We start from the raw sequence: 23,403 nt of genomic DNA, 5'->3' as shown, positions 1-23,403 counted from the left end.
TTAAAGCGTGACGCGTTTTTTAGTGAGTGCGGGCGGTGATGAAGTCGGCGATCGCCATCAGAGGCAAGGCGCGATCGCCATATCCTGCGACTTCTGATTTGGCTTGCTCGATCAATTGTTGGGCTTGGCGTTTTGACTCTTCAATGCCCCAAAAGCTAGGATAGGTGACTTTTTGAGCGCGCAAATCTTTTCCGACCGATTTGCCCAACTCTTCTTGAGTCGAGGTGATGTCTAACACATCATCGACAATTTGAAAAGCCAGCCCGATCGCTTGAGAATATTGAGACAATCGCTGCACGTCTGCGTCTGATGCGCCTGCAATAATGCCGCCACTCACGACCGACGCTTCGAGTAAGGCAGCCGTTTTGTGAGCATGAATAAAGTTTAACGTTTCAATTTTCACATCACACGCGCCTTCACAGTGCAGATCGACGACCTGCCCACCGACCAGCCCAGCCGCACCCACTGCGCGACCGAGACGGGCAATCACCTTCATCAAGCGATCGGGCGGAACGTTTTGAGTTTCTTCAACAATGTGTTCAAAGGCGTATGCCAGCAAGCCATCTCCGGCTAAAATCGCGACGGCTTCGTTAAAAACTTTGTGATTGGTCAGCTTGCCCCGCCGATAGTCGTCATTATCCATCGCGGGGAGATCGTCGTGAATCAGCGACATGGTGTGAATCATTTCAAGCGCACAGGCAGTTGGCATGGCCATCTCGATCGTGCCGCCCATCAATTCACACGTTGCTAGACAAAGAATCGGACGCAACCGCTTGCCACCTGCCAGCAGCGAATAGCGCATCGCCTCATAAATCTGCTCAGGGTAGATCACCGGGAGGGAGCGATCGAGGGCAGCTTCTACCTGTTCTTGCCGAGTCGATAGATAAGCGCATAAGTCAAATTGAGAGGCTCGTTTTGAAAATTGTGTTTCATCTGTCACTAACATAGGTTCCCTCCTAACATCTTCTCTGGGTTTCAGGTTCCAGAATTCAATCTGACTGACCCCGCAAACTTTTGAGAATAGCTCCATATTGTATTGTGCAACAGCATGGTCACAGTCATCGCGCCAACTCCGCCTGGAACTGGGGTTAAATATCCGGCAACGGGTTGGACTGCCTCAAAGTCAACGTCTCCCACTAATCGACTTTTGCCCGTTGCGTCGGTGATGCGATTAATGCCGACATCGACGACAACAGCGCCCGGTTTAACCATCTCAGGCGTGATTAGCCCTTGGCGACCCACGGCTGCAATTAAAATGTCGGCACTGCGAGCGATCGCCCCCAAATCGTGAGATCGAGAGTGCGCGATCGTCACCGTCGCGTCTGCTTCGAGCAGCAAAAGCGCGATCGGTTTGCCGACCAAAAGACTCCGACCGATGACCACGGCTTGTTTGCCGCTGAGATCAATTTGATATTCTTCTAAAAGCCGCATCACACCCGCAGGCGTGCAGCTTCGCAAGCCGGGTTCGCCGCGCACCAAACGCCCAAGATTATAGGGGTGTAACCCATCTGCATCTTTATCGGGATCGATTTGATTGAGCAGCGCTACAGAATCGAGATGAGCGGGGAGGGGTAACTGGACTAAAATGCCGTCTACCCGATCGTCTTGGTTGAGTTCGTGGATAGTCTGTTCTAACTCGGCTTGAGTCGCATCGGCTGGAAAATGTTTGCCATAAGAAGCGATCCCGACGATCGTGCAAGCCCGTTCTTTATTTCGCACATAGGCAGCACTCGCTGGATTGTCGCCCACCATCAGAACTGCTAGACCTGGCGGACGCTTGTGATTTGCTTGCAAAACTTTGACTTGTTGGGCTAACTCTGCCTGCATTCGTTGAGCCAGAGCTTTGCCGTCGAGAAGTTGGGCTGTCATAAAGGTGAGCGATAAATTTTGAGTTAAAAGACCGAATCCAAAATTCTGAATACTTCGGGTATCTTTTAGTTCAGGGAAGAGTACGATCGTTGAGCAAAAATAGGGAGATGTGTGTTAGCACATCAACAAACTTGTCCTAGTTTCGCAAATTCAGTCTACCTTGTAATGCCTTTCGGCTAGTCCTTCAACGCGGCTAAATCAAACTCTAATGGTGAAGCAGACGTTCTTTAAAGCAGTTAGGTGAGCCATGCGATCGCACTTCTCAATTCTCACACGCGGGTTTGGGCTGTCTCTTTTGGTTGGGTTATTGGGCTGTAGTCGTCCGATTTTACAGGCTGATGAGACGCAGCTTCGTCCTGAAGCGATGCTTTCGACCCTAGACCTTAGCACCACCAAAATCAGCGATTTGCAAAAGCAGAAAACAAATTTTACAGTTCACTTACAGGGCAAAGTTGGTGCTCAAGCGCCGCTAGCAGGTCTGAGTGCCTATGAGCTTCAAGACGCAACGGGCAAAGTTTGGGTGGTGGCAAAAAGTGCGCCCCTCGCCCCCGGAACTGAGGTAAAAGTCACCGGAAAAGTCCGCTATCAGAGTATTCTATTGAATGGTCAGGATCGAGGGTCAGTTTATATTGAGCAAGAAGGAGCCACCGAACCCGTTTCAGCCAATAAAGTGTAGTGTGCCGGGATGAATCGCATGGATAATGGGAGCGACGATCGGATTCAGGTGGCGATCGCCATTCTCTATCGAGAGAACCGATTTTTGATGCAGCTTAGAGACAACGATCCCCGCATTGTCCATCCAGGTTGTTGGGGCTTTTTTGGGGGACACATTGAGCCAGGAGAAAGCTCAGAAGTCGCCGTTGTGCGAGAATTGATTGAAGAAATTGGCTACACGATGCCGAGTGTGACTAGATTCAAGGACTACGCCGATGAAAAAGTGATTCGTCACGTCTTCCACGCACCGCTGACGGTTGGGCTGGAGAAGCTTGTTTTAATGGAAGGGTGGGATCTGGGATTGCTTTCGCGAGATGATATTGTGCGAGGAGAATGTTTCTCCGATCGAGCTAACCAAGTTCGACCGATGGGCGCAACTCATCAACAAATTTTGCTAGACTTCATCGAAGCAAATGGTTCAATAAATGGTTAAAAATAGTCCATAGACTCTATTTTTAATCCCTCACTAGACCTCCTGCACGAATTCGGAAACGCCCCCTAAATCCCCCATTCTGGGGGACTTTGAAACCGCAAGTCTTCTCAAAGTTCCCCAGAATGGGGGATTTAGGGGGCACAAACCGACCTGAACGGAGCGAAATCTGAGAGAGCTTATATCGAGAATTTTATTCATGCAGGAGGTCTGCTCTTTTAATGATGGATCTGGTGAGATTGCAAAAAGCTTTGTCGGTTGAGGCAGAGCATGGATTTAATAACCTGGAGGGAAATCAATACCACTTCGGCGAATTTTTGCATCTCAATTTCAGTCAACCGGATGCGGCATTGCCTAGCCCCGATCGAGAACGCTGTCAAGAAATCGCCTCGCAGTTTGCCAAATATGGTGATCTGACATTTTCTCAGCGTCAGCATTTGGTTGCAGAGACGCGACGGTTCCTCTACCAGGTCAAAAAGGCAGCCGATGACACAGCAAAAAAATCGATAGAACCCTCAGTCCAGCCTGCCGCTAAAAAAGTGGTTGCTGCTCCTCGCACGAGTCCGATCGTCGAATCCAACCGCAGCATCTCGCTCGATCAAGCCCTCACCTATCTCCCCGGAGTTGGCACCAAAAGCGGTGAGAAGCTGGCAAAATTAGGGCTGCTCACTGTGCGAGATATGCTCTATTACTATCCACGCGATCACCTTGACTATGCTCGTCAGGTGACGATTAGAGAGCTACAAGCGGGTGAAACCGTGACCCTGATCGGCACCATCAAAAGCTGTAGTTGCTTTACCAGCCCACGCAATAGTAAGTTGACGATCGTCGAACTCGTGATTCGCGACTCGACCGGACAGATGAAAATCAGCCGCTTTTTTGCCGGAACCCGCTACAGCAATCGCGGTTGGCAAGAACAACAGAAGCGTCAATATCCCGTCGGGGCAACGATCGCAGCATCAGGATTGGTCAAAGAAACCAAGTTTGGGATGACCTTAGACGCGCCTGATTTAGAGATTTTAGGTCAGGCTGATGATGCGATCGATTCGTTTACGGTAGGGCGAATTGTACCCATTTATGCCCTAACAGAGGGTGTTGGCGCAGAATTAGTTCGACGGACGATGATCACGGCGCTGGGAGCGATCGAGCAACTTCAAGAAGCGCTTCCCAAAGGCTTGCGTGACGAATATGGCTTGATTGGCATCGCCGAGGCAATTGCTCAAATTCACTTCCCGCCAGACAGTGACGCGCTAGAATCTGCCCGTCGTCGCCTCGTGTTTGATGAATTTTTCTATCTGCAACTGGGCTTGCTCAACCGTCGCAAAAATCAGCAGCAAATCCAAGCCAGTGCCGTAGTTGCCCCAACCGGAAAGCTGATTGATGATTTCTACAAACAATTGCCTTTTGAACTCACAAACGCTCAAAATCGAGTCGTCAACGACATTCTGAATGATTTGCAAAAACCCGTCCCAATGAATCGCTTAGTTCAGGGCGATGTGGGATCAGGAAAAACCGTGGTTGCCGTGATCGCTCTTCTAGCCGCAATTCAGTCGGGTTATCAAGGCGCATTAATGGCTCCAACTGAAGTTTTATCAGAACAGCACTATCGAAAATTGGTCAGTTGGTTTAACTTGCTGAATCTGCCTGTGGAGTTGCTGACAGGCTCGACCAAAGCAGCAAAACGTCGCGAAATTCACGCCCAGCTTGAAACCGGAGAATTGCCCTTGCTCGTCGGAACTCATGCACTGATTCAAGACACGGTGAACTTCAATCGTTTGGGGTTAGTGGTGATTGATGAACAGCACCGCTTTGGCGTTCAGCAACGCGCGAAACTTCAGCAAAAAGGTGAGCATCCTCATGTGTTGACGATGACTGCAACACCCATTCCTCGAACGCTGGCGTTGACGCTTCACGGCGATTTAGATGTCAGTCAAATTGATGAACTGCCGCCGGGTCGAAAGGCGATTAAAACCACCGTTCTAGTGGGGCGAGAACGGTTAAAAGCCTATGAGCTAATGCGTCGTGAAGTCGCGCAGGGTCGCCAGATTTATGTGGTCTTGCCTTTAGTTGAAGAGTCAGAAAAATTGGATTTGAAATCTGCGATCGACGAACATCAAGAACTTCAAGAAAAGGTCTTTCCCGAATTCAAAGTCGGCTTGCTGCATGGGCGAATGACCTCTGCTGAGAAAGACGAGTCAATCACTCAATTTCGAGAGAACCAAACTCAAATTCTGGTGTCTACAACAGTGGTCGAAGTGGGGGTTGATGTGCCCAACGCGTCAGTCATGCTGATCGAACACGCCGATCGCTTTGGGCTGTCACAACTACACCAGCTTCGCGGTCGAGTCGGTCGAGGGGCAGCTCAGTCATTTTGTCTGCTGATGAGCAGTTCTAAAACCGAAACGGCTCGTCAACGGCTCAAGGTGTTAGAGCAATCTCAAGACGGGTTTTTCATCTCAGAAATGGATATGCGCTTTCGAGGCCCAGGTGCAGTGTTGGGAACTCGACAATCAGGTTTACCAGATTTTGCGCTGGCAAGTTTAGTCGAAGATCAAGAAGTGTTGGAACTTGCGAGAGATGCGGCAGAGAGAACGATCGAGAAAGACCCCACTCTAGAAAAATGGGCAGCGATGAAAGCCGAACTTGAATATCGCTATCAGCGTTTAATGGGCGGTGCGATTTTGACTTAACGTCAGTTCGCTGCGTTCTTCAGCGCTTCAGCCCCCTAAATCCCCCAATTCTGGGGGACTTTGAACCGGAAATTTTGGCTTGAAGTCCCCCAAATTGGGGGATTTAGGGGGCAGCCCGGATAGCGAAAAGCTTCATCGAATTCACGTTGACTTAAACCTTCTTAAAAGGCTTAAAAAACGAGCGAATTTTCCTCAACAAATAGGGCCAAAACCCTTTAGAAACTTTCTCAAATTTGTAATAGAACAGAACATCTACAATGTCTTCTAGCGTCATCGGCTCTAGATAAGATACGACTTTATCAATTAAAGTATCAGTGTCTTCTAGATATTTTTTCATACCCAATTTTTCTGAGACTTTCCACTTCGCCAAGAATGTTTTGTGCATCTCTTCTTGATAGCCGTTGAAGTCTTTTCTTTGACCTTCTAAATACTCTGCAATATATCGACTAGCAATCTCAGAACTGAGCATCGCGTGTCTGATCCCTTCGCCACCCAAAAAATTGATGGTTGAAACGGTGTCTCCGATCGCGATTAAATTGTCTCGACTATAGACATCATTCAATCCCATACTATATTTAACAGTTGCACCGTGAATATCAGTAATTTTGTAGAATTCTGGCTTAATATAGTCATGAATAATCAGTTCGATATAGTGTTTTAGAGGTTCAGTTTCTTTGACTACTTTATGTTCACCTTGAACGATTCCTGCCCCCACTTTTAATTTGTTTGCTTCCATTGGAAAGATCCAAGAATAGCCTTTAGGAATCCATTTATGACCTAAGAAAAACGTTAATGCTTTAGAGCGCTTTTGATAAGATTCATCGTCAACTTCGATCAAATATTCAACTCCAGTTCCAGTTGTGAATTTAGGTTGAGGATCACCTTTTTGAAGGATCAGCGATCGGTTAGGCCCGGTCGCGTCAACTAAAACTTTTGTAGTAACTGAAATCTCTTCGTCTATTAAATTATTTTTAATCGTTACTAAACTCTCGTTGTCGTTAGTTAAATGACTAACATATCGACATCCCATCCAAACTTCGCCGCCGTGATTAGTCACTTCTTCAGCTAAAAATTCTCGTAGTCTCGTGAAATCTAAAACACTTCCTAGAGTCTTCTCAGATTGCCAAACTCCACGTTTATTAGACGTAACAATCACTAATTGATTCCAAAAACTACCCACCACTTTTTCAGGTAGATCAAATTTTTCTAATGTTTCAAGAGGCGTTCCAGCGCTAGAAAAACTATTTTTAGTAAAGTCTTTAAAGCGTTCGATCAACAAAACTTTTCGACCCGATCGAGCCAAAATGCGGGCACATTGTCCACCAGCAGGGCCACCACCCACGATTACCACATCAAATTTTTCCATTAAGATTTCTTCGGGTCAATTAGGTTTCTGCGATCGCTTCTCAATCTCTGCTCGAAACACTTCTTCTTGCTGCTTCCATTCTTCTAGTGTTTTAGGTGGAGAAAACCAAACCGCCTCAGAATCAGGACTGCGACGAGCAAAGAAAGCTTCTAGCGCACTCATATCTTCTCGATGCTCAAGGCAGTAGGCTCTCAGTTCTGCATTGCTCATCACGTCATAATTTGGCTTCATAATATGAATCTCCACTTTCCATCACGAGAAATTACGACTTGCAGTTCTTCACCAGCAAAGATGTATATTTCACCAGTTCGATCGTTAAATCGAAACAGTTCAACGCTTCGATAAAAGTTAGAGAGCATCTGGCAGACGTAAACACTGGTGAAGTTTTGTTCGGTAGTCGGTAAGATAGCTCATCCCTCAATTCTGCCATAGTTATTTTCGCATCTCCTACTTCTGCACGTTCGGAAGAATACAAAATGATGACCATGCGTGCCTGAAGCCCAACCACTGTCCCGCTGATCACTCTGCTGTCTTAACTAATGTGCCACCGATCGCATAGACGGCATCATAGCCGATTCGCTCTACCCAGGTGACGGCATCGGGTTGGTTGGCTTTTAAGCGATGACAAGCCACAAGCAGGTCTTTATCAATCTCGTAATTGCCTGTGGTGAGGTTGATCGCAATGATTTTGCCGATATTCTCCGTTGTTTCGACTTGAGCACGAATATGCTTCTGGTATAGTTCTTCACCACGTTGAGCGATTTCCTCGCTGCTGAGGTTGGGATGAGGCATGAGAGCAGTTTCCTCCTCCAGATTTTTGCTTTCTGAGTCCATCGTAAGACAAAGACAATAGCTGTAGACAGTTCGGCTAGTACAGTTGAATTTTTTCGATGGCTTCAAGGTGCATGGCTTGAATATAATCTTCAAGCGCGCCTTGATTGTCACCCAACTCTGAACGCACTTTCCCTCGGTTGTTGTAAGCAGAAGCGTCTTTAGGGTCAAGGCGGATGGCTTGAGTGTAATCTTCGATCGCACCCTGTTTGTCACCCAACTCTGAACGCACTTTCCCTCGGTTGTTGTAAGCAGAAGCGTCTTTAGGGTCAAGGCGGATGGCTTGAGTGTAATCTTCGATCGCACCCTGTTTGTCACCCAACTCTGAGCGCACTTTCCCTCGGTGGTAGTAAGCCGTAGCAGATTTAGGGTCAAGGCGGATGGCTTGAGTGTAAGCTTCAATCGCACCCTGTCTGTTGCCCTGATTGAAGAGCACTCTACCTAGGTTGTAGTAAACCGTAGCAAGTTTGGGGTCAAGGCGGGCTGCTTGGGCGAAATCTTCGATCGCACCCTGTTTGTCACCCAAGTCGAAGCGCACTTTCCCTCGGTGATAATAGGTAACAGCGTCTTTAGGGTCAAGGCGGATGGCTTGGGTGTAATCTTCAATCGCACCCTGTTTGTCACCCAAGTCGAAACGCACTTTCCCTCGGTTGTAATAGGTGGCAGCGTATTTAGGCTTAAGGAGGATTGCTTGAGTGTAATCTTCGATCGCACCCTGTCTGTCACCCAGGTTGACACGGGATACCCCTCGGTTGTGGTAAGCAGAAGCAGATTTGGGGTCAAGGCGGATTGCTTGAGTAAAATCTTCAATCGCACCGTGTTCGTCATCCAACTCTGAGCGCACGTTCCCTCGGTTGTAGTAAGCAGAAGCAGATTTGGGGTCAAGGCGGATGGCTTGAGTAAAATCTTCAATCGCACCCTGTCTGTCACCCAGGTTGACACGGGATATCCCTCGATTGATGTAGGCAGAAGCGTCTTTAGGGTCAAGGCGGATGGCTTGAGTGTAATCTTCGATCGCACCCTGTTTATCATCCAAGTCAGAGCGCACTACCCCTCGGTTGTTGTAAGCAGCAGCGTATTTAGGGTCAAGGCGGATGGCTTGGGTGTAATCTTCAATCGCACCCTGTTTGTCATCCAACTCTGAGCGCGTTCTACCTCGGTTGTAATAGGCAAGAGCGTTTTTAGGGTCAAGGCGGATGGCTTGGGTGTAATCTTCGATCGCATCCTGTTTGTCACCCAATTCGGCGCGGACTACCCCTCGATTGGTGTAGGCAGAAGCGTCTTTGGGGTCAAGGCGGATGGCTTGAGTGTAATCTTCGATCGCACCCTGTTTGTCATCCAAGTCGGAGTGTACTACCCCTCGGTTGTAATAGGCAGAAGCTTCTTTGGGGTTAAGGCGGATGGCTTGGGTGTAATCTTCAATCGCACCCTGTCTGTCACCCAATGCAGCACGGGCTGCCCCTCGGTTGCTGTAGGCATATATCTTGAGATCACCTGAAGGGCGAGCAATGATTTCCTCAAAGTCAGCAATAGCTTTTGACCAGTCTTCCACTTCCGCAAAAGCTACGCCCCTACTAAAATAAGCATCAATAAAATTCGAGTCTAACTCAATCGCTTTGCTGTAATCATTAATCGCGGAGCGAACATCTCCCTTTTGACGAGAAATGCTGGCGCGAAGATAGAAATCTCCAGCATTCTTAGGATTAGCTATGCGTTCACTATTATTCGGCGGTGGGGTTTTGTCTATCTTCAGGTTTGAAACATTAATTCCCGCCTTGGTTAGCTGGGCGATCGCTGTATTGATGGGAATTGAGAAATACTCACCAGTGTAAATTCTAAGTTCAACTTTGCCCTCGTAGATAGGAATCTGACCTTTCTCATCGATTTCAGGCGGTATGTCTTTAGAGATACTGCTTGTACCAACCAAGCCATTGATTGCAATCAACCGACCTTTCGCATCAAACGTAGGACCGCCACTCATACCGCGTGGAGTATCGGCACGGTGTTTAATAAGATATCCTTGACCATTTTGTGCATTGAGATCTAGAACGATGCCTTCAGAATCACGATACCTTTGCTCAAAAGTATTAGCCTTGCGATCGTAAATTCCAGGATAGCCAAAGGAAAAAACTGTATCGCCCACACTACTTAGACCAGAGTTTCCCAAAGTGGCAACTGGATAGTTTTTGGCACTATCGAACTGTAAAACAGCCAAGTCAACATCCTGAAAGCGCTTAACTACTCTGGCTGCCTCATGAACATCGCTATCAGAAGTTTGAATGCGGTAAGCGGTATCCTTATCAGCTACGTGACGGTTGGTTAAAACTGTGTAAGTGTTTCCCTGTTTGGCAACAATGACTCCAGATCCGCCACCAGTTTGATCGCTAATCATCACCGTAACGGGAACTGCGATTTTGCGAACCTCAGCGAAGGTCAAGGCTGAGGCAGCCTGTTGATAACTGACCACGATCGCAACTGTTGCGGTTCCTGCAAGCACTCCTGGCAACCAATCCAATCCACGCCAACTCTGACTCATAAATCACTCCTCAGCTTCTACACCGTTGGTAGCTCAATTTATGGTCAATTTATATCAGATCAGACAGAGTAAATTAGCGATCGTTACTTTTTCTGAAACCGTATTCAACCCATCACTGGTATAAATTTGACGATCGCCCCGCAACATATTTGAGTTGTATCAAGTGTTCAAGCAGAATTTGGTAAGCGTTAACTACTAAGGTAAACTTTTATTAAGAGTCTTTAAATTTATCTCATGCTTCGCCGAACCCTGCTTAAAGCTTTATTAGTTTGCTGCTTGACTCTGCTTACTGCCTTTACCGTTACACCCAATGCGCTGGCTTTAGGCGGTAAGTTACCTCTCGTCGATATACCCGCTCCAGAATTTGTGCTGCCAACCAACACGGGCGACGGCAACGTCTCGCTGGCAGACTATCGCGGAAAATGGCTCGTCGTCTACTTCTACCCCAAAGATTTTACGTCGGGTTGCACGATCGAAGCCCGCAAGTTTCAGCAAGATATGCCGCAGTATCTCGATCGCAATACCCAAATCGCTGGCATCAGCGCTGATGATGTTGAGTCTCACGCAGAATTTTGTGACTCTGAAGGGCTAAAATTTCCGCTTCTCGCCGACACCACTGGCGCAATCAGCAAAGCCTACGGTTCTTGGATGGGCATTGTTTCATCTCGGCACACGTTCATCATCGATCCGCAAGGAATCCTTAAAGCCACTTTTACCGGGGTGAATCCGATCGTTCACAGTCGAGAAGTTCTCGCCAAACTTGACGAACTGCAAAAACAAGGGTGAATCTCAACCAAAGTCTCTGACTCCTTTAGAATTGATAAAAGTTGATTCGGTGAGCGATATGGATTTTGATCCTAAAATGTCCGATAGAGTTGAGTTTGCTGAACCCCTAGCGCGCAAACCTTTAGAGCTTTTGCGGGATACTGAGCGATCGCTGCGCGTCAAAACCGTGAGCGCGATCGCCCCTCTGCTGCCGTCAGAGATGGCGATGAATTTGGGTGAAGCCTCGCAAGTTGCAGACGAGTCTCTCGATCGACTGGCAGAAATTGACATTGACGACATCACCGACGACGACCTCAGACCCGCTCGGATTTTGATGGGGCTGACCTTCACCGGGTTTGGCGGTCTGACGATGATCTTTCTGCTATTTTATCTCTGCACATTGCACCCTGAATTGACCCCAACCGCTCAGATCCAACATTATTGGTATCAGTATGTCTGGTTTGTCAGTATGGGGGTAGCGGGTTTGGCTGTGTTAGCACGAGAAGCCATGCGCCCAACCGACGAAGATTAGGGAATCGCAACAGATCGCAGGAGACGATCGACAATTCCCCTCGCTCTCCTGCCTCCGGTCGGAATCATTCGGTGTGCCAGCACACAAGGCGCAAGTTCTTTCACATCATCAGGAATTGCGTAGTCTCTGCCATCTAAAAACGCTAGCGCCTGTGCCCCTTTTTGCAGCGCTACTGTGCCTCTAGGACTGACCCCTAGCGTAATTTCTTCATCTTCTCGCGTCGCTCTCACCAAGTTAAGAATATATTGCTGAATCGAGGTTTCAACCTTCACCAGACCAGAGAGACGCTGAAGCTCTTGCACCTCTGCCAGCGAGATACAGGACTGGAGTTCTTGAAACGTGTGCCCGTCTTGAAGTCGATGCAACATCTGCAACTCTTCGCGTTCAGTTGGATATCCGAGCGATAAAGACAGAGCAAAGCGATCCATCTGAGCTTCTGGAAGCGGGAAGGTGCCTTGATATTCGATCGGGTTTTGAGTCGCAATCACAAAAAATGGTTGGGGCACCGATCGAGACACGCCATCGACTGTCACTTGTTTCTCTTCCATCACTTCTAGCAGCGCAGATTGGGTGCGAGGGGTGGCGCGATTGATCTCATCCATCAGCAGAATGTTGGCAAAGACAGGGCCCGCCATAAACTCAAACTCACCCGATCGAGGATTCCAAATATTGGTGCCTGTGACATCACTAGGCAGCAGATCGGGCGTACACTGCACGCGCTGAAACCGACCGTCGATCGATTTCGCCAAAGACTTGGCCAGCAGGGTTTTGCCGACCCCAGGGACATCTTCTAGAAGGGCGTGACCTCCCGATAGCAAGGCAACCAACACTAGGCGAATTGCCTCAGATTTACCGACGATCGTTTGGCTGAGATTCTGCGTCAGTTGCTCAATGCGATCTCTCATATCTAAAGTTTTGCCCCTGAACGCTTTCCTCATCATACTCAGGATGCTAAAAGTTGGAGCGGTTTTGGAGCGCGATCGTCAGAGCTTTCAAGGAAACTTTGCTTGTAAAGTCACCTGAATAGATCAGGGTTTTTTCGGTGAGGAAAGTCGCACTCGGAGAATCATGGAATACTCAGCACTGCGCCTGTAGCTATAGGTCATTAATATCGTCATTTGAGTTTAGTTCAGCACAATGGATGAGCCTAACCAAAATTCGTCCTCATTTTTATCGTTACAACAGCTACTCGAAGAACTGGAAAACTTTATCGTCCTTGAATCTCAAAGGAACGGCAGTCCCTGGATTAGGGTGATTAGGCTCACCGAGTTATTTTATGAAAAGTATGAAGTGTCACCTGAAGAAGTGGCAAAAGTTCAAGGCTGTAGTGACGGTTTGAGAGGTTTTCTCAGAAGTAGCAGACGTTTTTCAATCTACGATACTCAAGTACCCCAAGAGTTTTATGTGGCTCTTCTTCAAGCAATAGTCCCTGATCTTCAACAGTCTCAGGCAATCTTAATCCAGTACAGAATTAAGCGACCTTGGAAAGTTGACGGGCGTTTATTGACAATGTTGAAAGCTGAAGGCGCTGAAGAGAACGTTCCTTGCCACGCTCAAAAGATTTCAGAACATCAACTAAACTTGGTTCCTGAGATCGAATCAGCAAATGATTTAGAGATAGCTTTGGCAGAGATCATCAGAAGTTTGACAGCAAATAATCCGAAGAAATTTGTGACGATTGCGGTATTGAGCAAAAAGTTTTGCGATTATTACAAGCAACCGATACGGGTTTCAATGCGAAGTATATGTCCTGGTATCAAATTGATTGAGCTACTTCAGAGTGTTCCTAGCCTTCACGTCCAAAAAGTGGATAATGATTGGCAGGTGAGCGTGAAAAGAGTGTGACTCTGATTTTTTCAGCACGTAATGATCTAGCCGATCGCTTTAAGTGAGATTCTTGGTAGGTCAGAAGCCTCTCACTTCCCAGCGCATCTAACTTAATGACGACATTTACATCAGAGTTTTCTTTTATGAAAGATGAGTATGATTTCTCTCAATCTGTGAAGAATCCGTACATCAAAAAGCTTAAGAAGCAAGTGACAATTCGGCTTGAAGAGGAAGTGGTCGAGTACTTTAAGGCTTTAGCTGAGGAAACAGGTGTTTCTTATCAAAGTTTGATTAATTTATATTTGCAGGACTGTGTAAAATCACAGCGAAAACCGTCGTTGGAGTGGATGCGTGAAACCTAATGCAGTAAGTTGAACAAGGTATCTAACTTCAAGGCTCCTCAGAGAGTTGTAGGTCGATCGGCTCTGTTTTTGATGGCAGCAGTGCTTTGATGACTTGCCCGATCGATTGCCCTCCCTCCTCATGCACAGACACCAACGGCAACAGCGCAATTAACCGCACCACACTAGAGAGCGCAAATAGCCCCGGTATGCCACCATAATCAGCAAATTGGGCAAGATATCCGCCCGCAGTGGTTCCTAACGCACCACTGACACCCGCGATCGCTGCCGCCACTGCAAAGTAAGCCGCTTGATGTTTAACCGGAGCAATACCCAGTTGAATGTTGTTGTTGCATAGGTCGATCGCAGCCCAGGTTCCGCCCCCTAGAATATGTAGCAACGGCAGCCACAGCCAGATCGAGATCGCGTTTGCCCCAGTTGCCAGCCAAAAGAGCGGCGTGACAGCAACCAGAATTCCGACTAGCAGCAGCAAAGCTCGGTTGCCAAAGCGATCGGCGAGTTTGCCCCAAAAAAGCAGCATCACCAGGTTTGCCCCCGCCGTCAGACTGTTATAAGCCGTCACCCAAGCGACATCGATCGACAGATTATCCAACATATATAAGTTGAAAAATGGCGCACTCAGATTGACGGCAAACATCCACACGCCAAAGTAGACCAAAAAGCGCAAAAAGTTTCCGTCTTGTAGAATTGGTGAGGCGAACACAGATTTAATCCCCGAAGGCTGATCGGGCGCGATCGTCCCTTCTTGCGCAGTGACATCTTGAACAGTGACCCCGGCCAATCGTTTTTGAGTTTGCGGATTGACATCCACCATCAAACACTGATAGCCCAAACTTACCAGCCCCATAATGATGCCCAACAGCAAGACAAAGCCATAACCTTCAATGGTGCCACGCGGATAAGTAGAGACAATCACTCCGGCGATCGGCACTGAGATCAGACAGGTTAAACTGGCAGCGCTGTTACGAATCCCAAAATATCGCCCTCGCAGTCGTCGAGGCACTAACGCCGCCAGCCAACTCAACCAGGCAGCGCTGCCCAAGGCTCCTAACGCGTAAGTGACACAGACGATCAGCAGCGTCCACTGCACGAGCAGATGTGAATCTAACTGCCCCCAACTCGCGATCGCGATGCCGATCACCAGCAGCAGCCAGATCAGACGAGCCGGGGTATAAATCCAAAAGCAATACATGTGGCGGCTGCGAGTACGATCACCCCAATAAGCGCCCAAAGGCTGAACCAAGTTTGCCAACATGGGAATCGATGCCGACAGCCCAATTTCGACCGGACTGGCGTGTAACTCGACTAAAAAGTTACTGAGCAGCACACCCCCGACAATGTTGGAGAAAACTGTTGCAAACACGCCATCGATCGTCGAAGCTTTTAAGCTAGTCCGAAGCGCATCTTTAGGAATTTTAGGATCTGGCTCAGTCACCAGGGGAAATAAAGATTCGGTTCCAGTAATCGGTTCTGGAGACCCTTGAGACATTGGAGTGAGCGTTTCGATGATCCCTAAATCCACTGCATACCTCTGAGTGCTAAGACAGAAAGCGTGCGACTTCGTGTTTCTAACAAAGTTTAGCGCGATCGCTGAGTTAAGCTTAAGCAATTCTCAAGATTCGCTGACTCTCCTTTTGAATGATTTCTCAAGAGAGAATAGAACGAATTTTGTGTTGATGAACCCTACCAGTGTGAGAACGTTTTGGTGTTGCAGAATGAGGGGATAAAATGGCTGTAGGGGTAGCGCCCCGTGCCTATCCCTGACGGAGGGCACCACGGGGGGATTGTCCCTACCCAAATCATCCCGATGTGCAGCAATGCTAACGTTTCCTTTTGCAGTCTTTTAAACTGAAGGTACGATCGGCGGCAGTTCTTTTGGCCCTTTTCTCTGAGATCATCGGCATGGATTTAGTTGACTTAGCCTTTACTTCAGCCCTAGACCAAGCGCGGCTGATTCGCGATCGAGACGTGTCTCCTCTCGAACTCACCCAACTTTATTTAGAACGCATTCAGCAGCTAGACTCGCAGTTAGGCAGCTTTTTTACCGTAATAGCCGATCGCGCGATCGCAGATGCTAAAGCCAAAACCGAGCAGCTAACGGGTGATATCTCAGAGTTACCGCCTTTTTTTGGCGTTCCGATCGGCATTAAAGATCTCAATCCTGTTGCCGATGTTCCACTTTCATTTGGGGTGAAGATTGCCCTGCAAAAAAACGTTGCTAAACACGATGATTCAGTCGTTACAAAAATCAAGCAGGCGGGCTTCATCATTTTAGGCAAGACGGCAACCTCTCAGCTTGGCTCATTTCCTTACACAGAACCACCTGGCTTTCCGCCGACCCGCAACCCTTGGAATTTAGACTATACGCCGGGTGGGTCAAGTGGGGGATCGGCCGCCGCCGTTGCCGCAGGCTTTTGTGCGATCGCGCAAGGCTCTGATGGAGGCGGTTCGGTTCGCGGCCCGGCGGCTTGTTGCGGTCTTGTGGGGCTAAAGCCTTCGCGCGGCAGAATCTCTAATGCGCCAGTGGGCGACTATTTAGGCGGCTGTGCGGTCAATGGGGCGCTTACACACACCGTTGCAGATGCTGCTGCATTTTTAGATGTGACGGCAGGCTATGTGACTGGAGATCCTTATTGGCTTGCTAACCCTGACCCGTCTTTTTTAGCTGCGACTCAGAAGGCTCCTGGCAAACTAAAAATTGGTTGCATCACATCAATTTTGCCGATCGGAGATGCTGATCCAATCTGTCAAAATGCCACCCTAAAAGTGGCGCGTCTGCTCGAAGGGCTAGGTCATGAAGTCGAGTCAATAATCCCCGATTTTGGCGATTTGATAGAACCCTTTGTGACAACTTGGCGCACCCAAACGGATGTTGGCATTCCCCCGTTTTTTTTAGAGCGCGTGAATCGCTGGCTGTGGCTGAGAGCACGGTTTACGAGGGCGAGTCAGTATGTGCGATCGGTTCATCAACTTCAGCGCTTTGCTCGGCAAGTCGTCCAGATGATCGAACCGTTTGATGTGCTGTTAACGCCCACTTATTTTCACCCCGCCATTCGAGTCGGAGCGTGGGCAAAGCTCAGTTCGGCAGCGACGATCGAGCGGATCAGTCAATGGATCGCCCCTTGCCCCGCGTTTAACGTCAGCGGACAGCCCGCCATCTCGCTACCTGCGGGGTTTGATAACAATGGGGTGCCCGTCGGCATTCAGCTAGTGGGTCGCCCTGCCGATGAGGTGACGATTCTCTCATTGGCGGCACAGATCGAAGCGGTGCAGCCGTGGGCTGAGAATCGTCCCAATTTTGGGAACAAATCCGATTAATCGGGCTGTTCTTCACGAATTGAGCAGCGATCGAACCAGCCTTGATATAAATCAAAATGAGTAGGGTCTTCTACCTCAATTTCGATGCGAATCTTTTTGCAGCTATGGTGCGCTTGATGTGCGATCGAGTCAAGCAACCAGGCACCCGTTTTAGGCGAATTAAACTCACCGCTAACGGTTAAGTGATTGCCCTTAGTTTGTGAACCATTCGATTGATAATTTCTCAGTTCTACACCCTCGATCTCGCCTTGCCCTAGATCGATTTCTGCTAACTGTCTATAGTCGGGACTAATCTGCTCAACAATCAGTTTTTCACGCCGAACTGGAACTTCAATGATGCGAATTTCAACCTCTTTACGAATGATTACTTCGCCAATTTTATGTCTGTTATAGTCAACCGCTAATCGTTCTTCTAAAAGTCGAATGGTCTCTTCTTGCACCACTTCTCGCGAAACTGCTTTGGGTAGGTTTGTAGGATCAATTAATCCCTGTGCCCTAGCAACAGTAGGCTGATTTTCTAACCCTTCTAAAGAAGTTAGATCAAGTTCTTGGCTTTGTTGGTTGGTTGCGATCGCGTCAGAATCCGACTCATTTGAAGATTGCATAGACGATTGATATTCCGGGAAGTGTTGGATGTCGGCTTGAGTGAGTGTGACAGAAAGCGTGTTGGAGCGCGATCGCACCCGACTCACCACTCGACTCGGAATCCAGAAAGAACGCTGTCCATAATTGACATCTGGCTGAGAAACGACCAGGTGCAAGTGCTGTTCGTCGTTGAGCATTAAATCACTGACCTCACCAATCAATCGCCCCTCAGAGTCGATCACCGCAAAGCCCTGTAGCTTCATTTTTAATTGGTCCAACCTAGGGGCTAACCGACGAGTTGCATCATCAACTGGCTGTGCTTTTGCAGAAATTTCACGATTCATAGATCTAATAGGGGCAGATTTTTATAGAGGTGCGGACAGAGCCGTTAGCCAGCCCTGCCCGCTTGGATGTTGTGCCAACTTCAGAAAAAATTACGACTGATCGAACGATTGTAGAGGGCACGACAGGTCGTGCCCCTACCCGAATCTGTCGCATCAATCAAATTGGGATTAGATTCGCGACTTAGCATCGCCTTCAACAACCGGACGACCTTGAGTGTCGATGTCGAGTTCTTCGCGGCGAACTTGCTCTTCAGCATCCACGGTGTCTTGATCAACGACTTTCGTCACCCGCACTTCTTCTCGCACAAACGCTTCTTTGTGAATATCAGGCGTTTCTTCGTAGACTTCCATGCGTGCCACTTCGCCTTCTTGGAAGGTTGCGCTACCAGGAGTTACAGCAGTACCACCCGTTGGAGTGCTGCGCTCAATCACGACCCGCTCTTTTTCGATGGGCACAGAAACTCTGGCGGTGTCTGTTTCGACGTGCTTGCCGATCGCGACTTCACCCGTTTTCTGGCGGCTCTTATTGGCTACGAGGCGCTCTTGATAGAGTTTGAGACTGGGGTTTGTGCTCTCGTCAATGTCGTAGAGATCGGCATCCATACCATAGTCATAGGTGTCGCGATCGTAGTCTAGACGATCAGAGGTGGTGTCAACCGCACCCATCGAAGAGCCTGCATAGGCCATGCCTTCAACGGGAGTTGGGGACTCTAATCCAACCGGGGTGTCTAGGGGAGTGGAACCCAGAGCATTGGCAGCACCTGTGGCAGAAGGGCGATAGACGTTACGCACTTGCTCTTCGTGGGTGCGGTCGATTTTGAGATCATCCGTCAATTCTGGTAGGGCTTCGGCTTGCTGCTTGGTCAAACCGTCTGCATAAACACGACGAGCGTTGTAGTCGATGCGGGCACGTCCGATCGGAAGCATGACTTTTTTGCCAAAGATCCATGCGCCTGTGCTGATGATCAGGTAGCGAAAGCGTCCTTCTTCGTCAACTAAAACGTCGTTGACTGATCCGATTCTTTCATCACCCGAGTAGAGATCCAAATCTTTGACATCTTGACCATCAAAATGATCACGATAGTTTGGATCGAAGTCTTTAATCTTATAGAGTGCCATGTTAATTTCCTCAAGCTATCTTTCGCTTTGTTTATGATGTTAGATACTTATTTCTTAAATCTCCTCTTTCTAGCGACTTAATCAGCTTCTTTCTAATGGCTGAGTTTCTGCAATTTTTAGGACAAAACAGCTTATTGTTGAATCCATTAGTTAAGCCGTAATTAACTTTTGTCTCGGACATATTTAAGAAATGAAGATTCAATCCTGGTTAACTGTCGTGCGTCAGCAACGGGCGATCGCCGTAATTCGTGCCTCTGACTTTGAACTCGGCAGACAAATGGCAAAAGCTGTCGCAGCCGGGGGAATGAAGCTAATCGAAATTACGTGGGATAGCGATCGCCCTGCCAAGCTGATTCACCAACTTCAGTCAGAGTTGCCAGACTGCACGATCGGCACCGGAACTGTATTAACGTTAGAACAATTGCAAGGCGCGATCGCCGCAAAAGTGGCGTTTGTTTTTACGCCTCATATTAATGTCGATCTGATTCGCATGGCGGTCGATCGCGACATTCCGATCATTCCGGGTGCGTTGACTCCGACTGAGATTGTGACAGCGTGGCAAGCCGGGGCCAGCAGCGTCAAGGTGTTTCCGGTTCAGGCGCTAGGCGGCGCTAACTATATTCGCAGTCTGCAAGCTCCGATCGGGCAGATTCCTTTAATTCCTACGGGGGGCGTGACTTTTGAGAATGCTCCAGCGTTGATCGAGGCGGGAGCGGTGGCGATCGGTCTAGCCGGGAGTTTGTTTCCTCAACAGGCGATGCAATCTCAGAACTGGGAGGCAGTGACGCAGCAAGCCAAAACTCTGATGAAGTTGTTAAACATCTCGCCAATGCGGAATGTGATTTAAGAGCAGTGTAGCTAATCTCATACCAATTTGATTGACGAACGGTAGGGACATGGCACTGCCGCGTCTCGGTCGTGTCCCGGTGCCATGCCCCGATAGTAGTGCCCCGCCTGAGATCTAAGCGTTGGTGCAAGGTTGCATTTACTAATATTCAAACATTATTAAATTATTAAGGATGGGAGGGACTGATGATCAAGTGCCTCATCAATCGTCGTTGGTTACACAACGCTGGAACTGTGGCAAGTGCCACACTGATGATGATTTCTTTTAGTGTTTTTGCAGCACCTGCTTCAACGCAAATACCACCCACTGCGATCGCACAGGCAACCAATCCGATTAAGAGTGCGATGACGAAGTTAAAGAAGTCAAATCAACGCTGGATTGAAATCGATTTAACTCGACAGCGATTGATTGCTTGGCAAGGAAAAACCCCGTTTAGTGCCGTGATTGTCTCAACTGGCAAAGCAGCTACGCCAACGCTAACCGGAGTCTTTCAGATTCAGTCAAAGCTGCAAATTGCAAGGATGCAAGGAGACGATTACGACATTTCAGATGTGCCATTTACGATGTATTATTCGGGCGGTTATGCCATTCATGGCGCTTATTGGCATCACAGTTTTGGCACTCCGGTGAGTCATGGATGTGTGAATGTGGCAGTCGATCACGCCGAGCGGCTATTTGATTGGGCCTCGGTAGGGACTCCGATCGTGGTGCATAACTAACGATCGTGCATTGAATAATATTGGTTGTTTGCCAGGACAATGGGCACGGCAGTGCCATGCTCCTACAGCGTCTTGTCACATGTAGCCGCGCACTCGCTCGACCCGCTTGGGGGCTTCCATCTCGGTAAATAATCGCATGGCTCGATAGAAATGGATGCGACTTTCTTCAGCTTGGCTCATCGTTTGATAGGTGATGCCAAGCTGCAAATAAGCTTCAGCGAGGTCACATTTAGCCCCAATTTTGCCCAAGAGTTTAATCGCTTGCTGGTGATGCGAAATCGCAGGTTCAAAGGCTTGTTGATCCCGATAGAGTTGAGCGATGCCGTGAAGGGCGTTGGCTTTGATTTGGGTGAAGTGGTTTTCTTCAGAATACAACATGGTTTTTTGGTAGAGCGCTAGCGATCGCGCCGTCTCTCCCACATTTCGATATGTAGCTGCTAAATAGAGAAGGCTATAGCCCGCCCCCCAAGTCGAAAGCTGACTCAGTAAGGTTTCAGAATTAACTTGATTAGCAAACTCTAAAGCGGGTTGCTCAAACCCAGTACTGGAATATAAATAAGCCAGACAGCACTGAGAATAAACGAGATAGCCTGAGTGAACCGTATCTTGCTGACTCAGCGAATAAACCTGGTTAAAATATCCGATCGCTGACTCAACTTCCCATAAGTCTTTTTTGCAAAGTCCTAAATTCAGCAGGGTTGAAACTTTGAATTGATCTTGGTTAAACGCTTCTGCAATGTCTCCTGCTTTTTGGTGACACTCGATCGCTTGTTGAAAATTTCCAGCAAGGCGATAGATATAGCCCAGTAAGTTATAGAGCATTCCCGATCGGTGATCTGAGGTGACGTTATCGATAATTCGATTAATGGCAGAAACCATTTGTTCCATTAAGCCCAATCGATAAAACAGCCACCCTAACGGAATTTCTTCACCCCACTGGCTGTTTCTAAACTCAACAATGACATTACAGGCAAGCTCAAAGTTACTAATTTCTAGATAGTGATGATAGGCTTCTAGCGCTCTTAAAGCATCTTCTACCGTGTTCACAATTTGGACACTCTGCATCCAAAACTCGGCAGCATTTTGATGAGTGGTTGTCCATTCATCACTTGCTTTAAGTCTCGCGATCGCCATTGCCCTGATTACTGGATGCAGCCAATATTTTTGTTCGCGTCGCCCTTCGAGCAGCGATCGTTCTTGCAGTGATTTAATCACTCGTCTGCGTCGTTCTAAAGGCACATCCCACAACAGACACAATACGCCTTCTGTTGAGATATAAGAAATATCTTGATAGCGATAACACCCTAATCGACACAGCAATTGATAAGCATCTAGATCAACCGTTTGCAATCGCGTAAATTGACTGGCAACTAAATGATTTAGCTCTTGCTCAATTAACAAATCATCTTTGTTTTCTTGCCAATATGTCTCGATATCGCCATCGGAGTCGGTCAAGATAGCGCCACTGAGAATCTTCATCGCTTTAGCGTTGCCGCCATAAGAGCGCCACATCTCAGACAAAGCCCCAGACTCGGTGCGAATTTGACGGCTGCTAAAAAACTGTTTCCAATCCTCTTCGCTTAAGCTGTCGGGGCGATAAGGTTGGACACTCACGCTGGGTTCATATAAGCGCTCTCGGCTCGTGATCAGCGTCACCGATCGCACTGAAGAATCTGCCAACACTCGCAGCAAATCGACATAGGGGCGACGAGTATCGATAAATCTGCCTTCCCCATTCAAAGCAGGTTCTAGATTGTCAATCAGCACCCCAATGCGACGATCGGGTTCTCGTAGTTTGCGCCGCAGCCGCTCTAGGTTAATGCCAAAATCTCGTTCGGTTTCCTCGTTAAAATTTTTGCGTAGCCATTCTTCGACCATGTTTTCAGCCGGGGTAATGCTCTCTTGCTCGGTGGGCATCCACAGTTCTAATTGCAGGTCAAACCCTTGAGTGTCAAGATATTTTCGGGCGAGAGTTGTCTTTCCTAACCCGCCCTCTCCTTGAATGACAATGATTTTTGCGCCCTGACTGACAAACTGATTGAGGTCGGCGATCGCCCGTTCGCGACCCACAAAATTTGCATTGACCGCGATCGTCAAAGGCTCAGAAGCGGGTGCTTGATTGGCGCGATGTCGCCGGATGAGCGCTGCCTTAAAGTTTGATTTGCTGACATTTTCGCCGAGCGCCTTCGAGAGTTGCCTAAACAGGCACGAACCCAGATAACGCATATAGCTTTCGTCGTAGCACAAAGCTTGGGCTATCTGCTCATAGGTTTGCCCATTCCAGACTCCTTTAAAAATGTCTCGTGTTAAGTCGTCAAAATGCTCCCCGATCGCTGCAAAAACCCATTCATCTGCAAACTCCAATGCTTCGTCATCACCCATTTGCCAGCCAGTTATTATTTTTTCTCTCTATTGTAATGATTTAGTGAAGCTAAATCAGGAAGCTGAAGGGGGTGATTTTCGATCAATCATCGCTTTAGCGCTCTATGACTAAATAGGCAGATAGAGAACATCCAACTTTTTCCAACAAATCGATCGATTCCGACACA

22 protein-coding genes are annotated in these 23,403 nt (G+C 48.1%); 10 read left to right on the top strand and 12 right to left on the bottom strand.

Going from position 1 to position 23,403, the window contains the following annotated elements; genetic code table 11:
- Positions 1-19: 19 nt before the first annotated feature.
- Positions 20-946 carry a geranylgeranyl diphosphate synthase CrtE gene (gene crtE / locus BRW63_RS17835; protein WP_073073551.1) on the bottom strand — a complete coding sequence of 309 codons (927 nt, stop codon included), beginning with the start codon at positions 944-946 and terminating at the stop codon, positions 20-22.
- 29 nt (positions 947-975) lie between these two features.
- Positions 976-1,869, bottom strand: coding sequence for a bifunctional methylenetetrahydrofolate dehydrogenase/methenyltetrahydrofolate cyclohydrolase FolD (folD, locus tag BRW63_RS17830; protein ID WP_073073550.1), 894 nt, complete (start codon positions 1,867-1,869; stop codon positions 976-978).
- 247 nt (positions 1,870-2,116) lie between these two features.
- Between folD and BRW63_RS17825 the strand changes: the two genes are divergently transcribed.
- The 3 genes from BRW63_RS17825 to recG all read left to right on the top strand — a co-directional run bounded on the left by BRW63_RS17825 (position 2,117) and on the right by recG (position 5,703).
- A complete protein-coding gene (locus BRW63_RS17825) occupies positions 2,117-2,545 on the top strand; it encodes a hypothetical protein (RefSeq protein WP_073073548.1) in 429 nt (142 codons plus the stop codon).
- Between the two features lie 18 nt (positions 2,546-2,563).
- Positions 2,564-3,016, top strand: a complete 453-nt coding sequence (locus tag BRW63_RS17820) for an NUDIX hydrolase (protein WP_073073606.1) — start codon at positions 2,564-2,566, stop codon at positions 3,014-3,016.
- Between the two features lie 218 nt (positions 3,017-3,234).
- A complete protein-coding gene (gene recG / locus BRW63_RS17815; protein ID WP_073073546.1) occupies positions 3,235-5,703 on the top strand; it encodes an ATP-dependent DNA helicase RecG in 2,469 nt (822 codons plus the stop codon).
- Between the two features lie 151 nt (positions 5,704-5,854).
- On the opposite strand, the gene BRW63_RS17810 is transcribed toward recG, so the two are convergent.
- The 5 genes from BRW63_RS17810 to BRW63_RS17790 form a co-directional block, all read right to left on the bottom strand.
- Entirely contained in the window at positions 5,855-7,069 is a 1,215-nt protein-coding gene (locus BRW63_RS17810; RefSeq protein ID WP_073073545.1) for an NAD(P)/FAD-dependent oxidoreductase, read from the bottom strand.
- A 15-nt stretch (positions 7,070-7,084) separates the two neighbouring features.
- Entirely contained in the window at positions 7,085-7,300 is a 216-nt protein-coding gene (locus BRW63_RS17805) for a DUF6887 family protein (protein ID WP_073073543.1), read from the bottom strand.
- The gene (locus BRW63_RS30000) at positions 7,297-7,476 is read right to left on the bottom strand and encodes a DUF6888 family protein (protein WP_073073542.1); all 180 of its coding nucleotides are present in this window, start codon (positions 7,474-7,476) and stop codon (positions 7,297-7,299) included. Before BRW63_RS30000 ends, BRW63_RS17805 begins: the two co-directional genes overlap by 4 nt.
- 112 nt (positions 7,477-7,588) lie before the next feature.
- On the bottom strand, positions 7,589-7,861 hold the full coding sequence (locus BRW63_RS17795; RefSeq protein WP_073073604.1) for a hypothetical protein: 273 nt from the start codon (positions 7,859-7,861) through the stop codon (positions 7,589-7,591).
- A 76-nt stretch (positions 7,862-7,937) separates the two neighbouring features.
- Entirely contained in the window at positions 7,938-10,436 is a 2,499-nt protein-coding gene (locus tag BRW63_RS17790; RefSeq protein WP_073073540.1) for a serine protease, read from the bottom strand.
- A 234-nt stretch (positions 10,437-10,670) separates the two neighbouring features.
- Here BRW63_RS17790 and BRW63_RS17785 point away from each other — a divergent pair, with 234 nt between their 5' ends.
- Positions 10,671-11,222, top strand: a complete 552-nt coding sequence (locus tag BRW63_RS17785) for a peroxiredoxin (protein ID WP_073073539.1) — start codon at positions 10,671-10,673, stop codon at positions 11,220-11,222.
- A 58-nt stretch (positions 11,223-11,280) separates the two neighbouring features.
- Complete coding sequence (locus BRW63_RS17780) at positions 11,281-11,733, top strand: hypothetical protein (RefSeq protein ID WP_073073537.1); 453 nt, start codon at positions 11,281-11,283, stop codon at positions 11,731-11,733.
- Here BRW63_RS17780 and BRW63_RS17775 read toward each other — a convergent pair.
- Positions 11,730-12,638, bottom strand: coding sequence for an AAA family ATPase (locus BRW63_RS17775; protein ID WP_073073536.1), 909 nt, complete (start codon positions 12,636-12,638; stop codon positions 11,730-11,732). The two genes, BRW63_RS17780 and BRW63_RS17775, sit on opposite strands and share 4 nt — an antisense overlap.
- A 232-nt stretch (positions 12,639-12,870) precedes the next feature.
- On the opposite strand from BRW63_RS17775, the gene BRW63_RS17770 reads away from it, so the two are divergent.
- Positions 12,871-13,578: a hypothetical protein gene (locus BRW63_RS17770; RefSeq protein WP_073073534.1), complete on the top strand. Its 708-nt coding sequence runs from the start codon at positions 12,871-12,873 to the stop codon at positions 13,576-13,578.
- A 125-nt stretch (positions 13,579-13,703) separates the two neighbouring features.
- Positions 13,704-13,922 (top strand): DUF6364 family protein, encoded by a 219-nt coding sequence (locus tag BRW63_RS17765; protein WP_073073601.1) that lies wholly within the window; start codon positions 13,704-13,706, stop codon positions 13,920-13,922.
- Between the two features lie 28 nt (positions 13,923-13,950).
- Here the strand turns inward: BRW63_RS17765 and BRW63_RS17760 are convergent, their stop codons facing one another.
- Positions 13,951-15,411: an MFS transporter gene (locus BRW63_RS17760; protein WP_106254075.1), complete on the bottom strand. Its 1,461-nt coding sequence runs from the start codon at positions 15,409-15,411 to the stop codon at positions 13,951-13,953.
- Positions 15,412-15,824: 413 nt separating this feature from the next.
- On the opposite strand from BRW63_RS17760, the gene BRW63_RS17755 reads away from it, so the two are divergent.
- On the top strand, positions 15,825-17,240 hold the full coding sequence (locus tag BRW63_RS17755) for an amidase (protein WP_073073532.1): 1,416 nt from the start codon (positions 15,825-15,827) through the stop codon (positions 17,238-17,240).
- Here the strand turns inward: BRW63_RS17755 and BRW63_RS17750 are convergent.
- Both BRW63_RS17750 and BRW63_RS17745 read right to left on the bottom strand, forming a co-directional pair.
- The gene (locus BRW63_RS17750) at positions 17,237-18,088 is read right to left on the bottom strand and encodes a DUF2382 domain-containing protein (RefSeq protein ID WP_181314418.1); all 852 of its coding nucleotides are present in this window, start codon (positions 18,086-18,088) and stop codon (positions 17,237-17,239) included. The genes BRW63_RS17755 and BRW63_RS17750 overlap by 4 nt on opposite strands.
- 249 nt (positions 18,089-18,337) lie before the next feature.
- Positions 18,338-19,288: a DUF2382 domain-containing protein gene (locus BRW63_RS17745; RefSeq protein WP_073073530.1), complete on the bottom strand. Its 951-nt coding sequence runs from the start codon at positions 19,286-19,288 to the stop codon at positions 18,338-18,340.
- A 190-nt stretch (positions 19,289-19,478) separates the two neighbouring features.
- Between BRW63_RS17745 and BRW63_RS17740 the strand changes: the two genes are divergently transcribed.
- Entirely contained in the window at positions 19,479-20,135 is a 657-nt protein-coding gene (locus tag BRW63_RS17740; protein ID WP_073073529.1) for a bifunctional 4-hydroxy-2-oxoglutarate aldolase/2-dehydro-3-deoxy-phosphogluconate aldolase, read from the top strand.
- A gap of 185 nt (positions 20,136-20,320) precedes the next feature.
- On the top strand, positions 20,321-20,854 hold the full coding sequence (locus tag BRW63_RS17735; RefSeq protein ID WP_223257420.1) for a L,D-transpeptidase: 534 nt from the start codon (positions 20,321-20,323) through the stop codon (positions 20,852-20,854).
- A gap of 75 nt (positions 20,855-20,929) precedes the next feature.
- Here BRW63_RS17735 and BRW63_RS17730 read toward each other — a convergent pair whose 3' ends face one another.
- Positions 20,930-23,236: a tetratricopeptide repeat protein gene (locus tag BRW63_RS17730; protein ID WP_073073527.1), complete on the bottom strand. Its 2,307-nt coding sequence runs from the start codon at positions 23,234-23,236 to the stop codon at positions 20,930-20,932.
- Positions 23,237-23,403: the final 167 nt, after the last annotated feature.

The organism is Phormidesmis priestleyi ULC007 (assembly GCF_001895925.1).
GTDB lineage: Bacteria > Cyanobacteriota > Cyanobacteriia > Leptolyngbyales > Leptolyngbyaceae > Phormidesmis_A > Phormidesmis_A priestleyi_A.
This window is presented reverse-complemented; position numbering and strand designations above follow the sequence as displayed.

Bases quoted from the DNA above. Each gene is read 5' to 3' on its own strand.
- BRW63_RS17820 (WP_073073606.1), top strand. From the start codon at position 2,564: ATGGATAATGGGAGCGACGATCGGATTCAGGTGGCGATCGCCATTCTC.
- BRW63_RS17735 (WP_223257420.1), top strand. From the start codon at position 20,321: ATGATCAAGTGCCTCATCAATCGTCGTTGGTTACACAACGCTGGAACT.
- crtE (WP_073073551.1), bottom strand. From the start codon at position 946: ATGTTAGTGACAGATGAAACACAATTTTCAAAACGAGCCTCTCAATTT.
- BRW63_RS17765 (WP_073073601.1), top strand. From the start codon at position 13,704: ATGAAAGATGAGTATGATTTCTCTCAATCTGTGAAGAATCCGTACATC.
- BRW63_RS17760 (WP_106254075.1), bottom strand. From the start codon at position 15,411: ATGTCTCAAGGGTCTCCAGAACCGATTACTGGAACCGAATCTTTATTT.
- BRW63_RS17810 (WP_073073545.1), bottom strand. From the start codon at position 7,069: ATGGAAAAATTTGATGTGGTAATCGTGGGTGGTGGCCCTGCTGGTGGA.
- recG (WP_073073546.1), top strand. From the start codon at position 3,235: ATGATGGATCTGGTGAGATTGCAAAAAGCTTTGTCGGTTGAGGCAGAG.
- BRW63_RS17755 (WP_073073532.1), top strand. From the start codon at position 15,825: ATGGATTTAGTTGACTTAGCCTTTACTTCAGCCCTAGACCAAGCGCGG.
- BRW63_RS17775 (WP_073073536.1), bottom strand. From the start codon at position 12,638: ATGAGAGATCGCATTGAGCAACTGACGCAGAATCTCAGCCAAACGATC.
- BRW63_RS17780 (WP_073073537.1), top strand. From the start codon at position 11,281: ATGGATTTTGATCCTAAAATGTCCGATAGAGTTGAGTTTGCTGAACCC.
- BRW63_RS17785 (WP_073073539.1), top strand. From the start codon at position 10,671: ATGCTTCGCCGAACCCTGCTTAAAGCTTTATTAGTTTGCTGCTTGACT.
- BRW63_RS17805 (WP_073073543.1), bottom strand. From the start codon at position 7,300: ATGAAGCCAAATTATGACGTGATGAGCAATGCAGAACTGAGAGCCTAC.
- BRW63_RS17770 (WP_073073534.1), top strand. From the start codon at position 12,871: ATGGATGAGCCTAACCAAAATTCGTCCTCATTTTTATCGTTACAACAG.
- BRW63_RS17730 (WP_073073527.1), bottom strand. From the start codon at position 23,236: ATGGGTGATGACGAAGCATTGGAGTTTGCAGATGAATGGGTTTTTGCA.
- folD (WP_073073550.1), bottom strand. From the start codon at position 1,869: ATGACAGCCCAACTTCTCGACGGCAAAGCTCTGGCTCAACGAATGCAG.
- BRW63_RS17740 (WP_073073529.1), top strand. From the start codon at position 19,479: ATGAAGATTCAATCCTGGTTAACTGTCGTGCGTCAGCAACGGGCGATC.
- BRW63_RS17790 (WP_073073540.1), bottom strand. From the start codon at position 10,436: ATGAGTCAGAGTTGGCGTGGATTGGATTGGTTGCCAGGAGTGCTTGCA.
- BRW63_RS17795 (WP_073073604.1), bottom strand. From the start codon at position 7,861: ATGCCTCATCCCAACCTCAGCAGCGAGGAAATCGCTCAACGTGGTGAA.
- BRW63_RS17750 (WP_181314418.1), bottom strand. From the start codon at position 18,088: ATGAAGCTACAGGGCTTTGCGGTGATCGACTCTGAGGGGCGATTGATT.
- BRW63_RS17745 (WP_073073530.1), bottom strand. From the start codon at position 19,288: ATGGCACTCTATAAGATTAAAGACTTCGATCCAAACTATCGTGATCAT.
- BRW63_RS17825 (WP_073073548.1), top strand. From the start codon at position 2,117: ATGCGATCGCACTTCTCAATTCTCACACGCGGGTTTGGGCTGTCTCTT.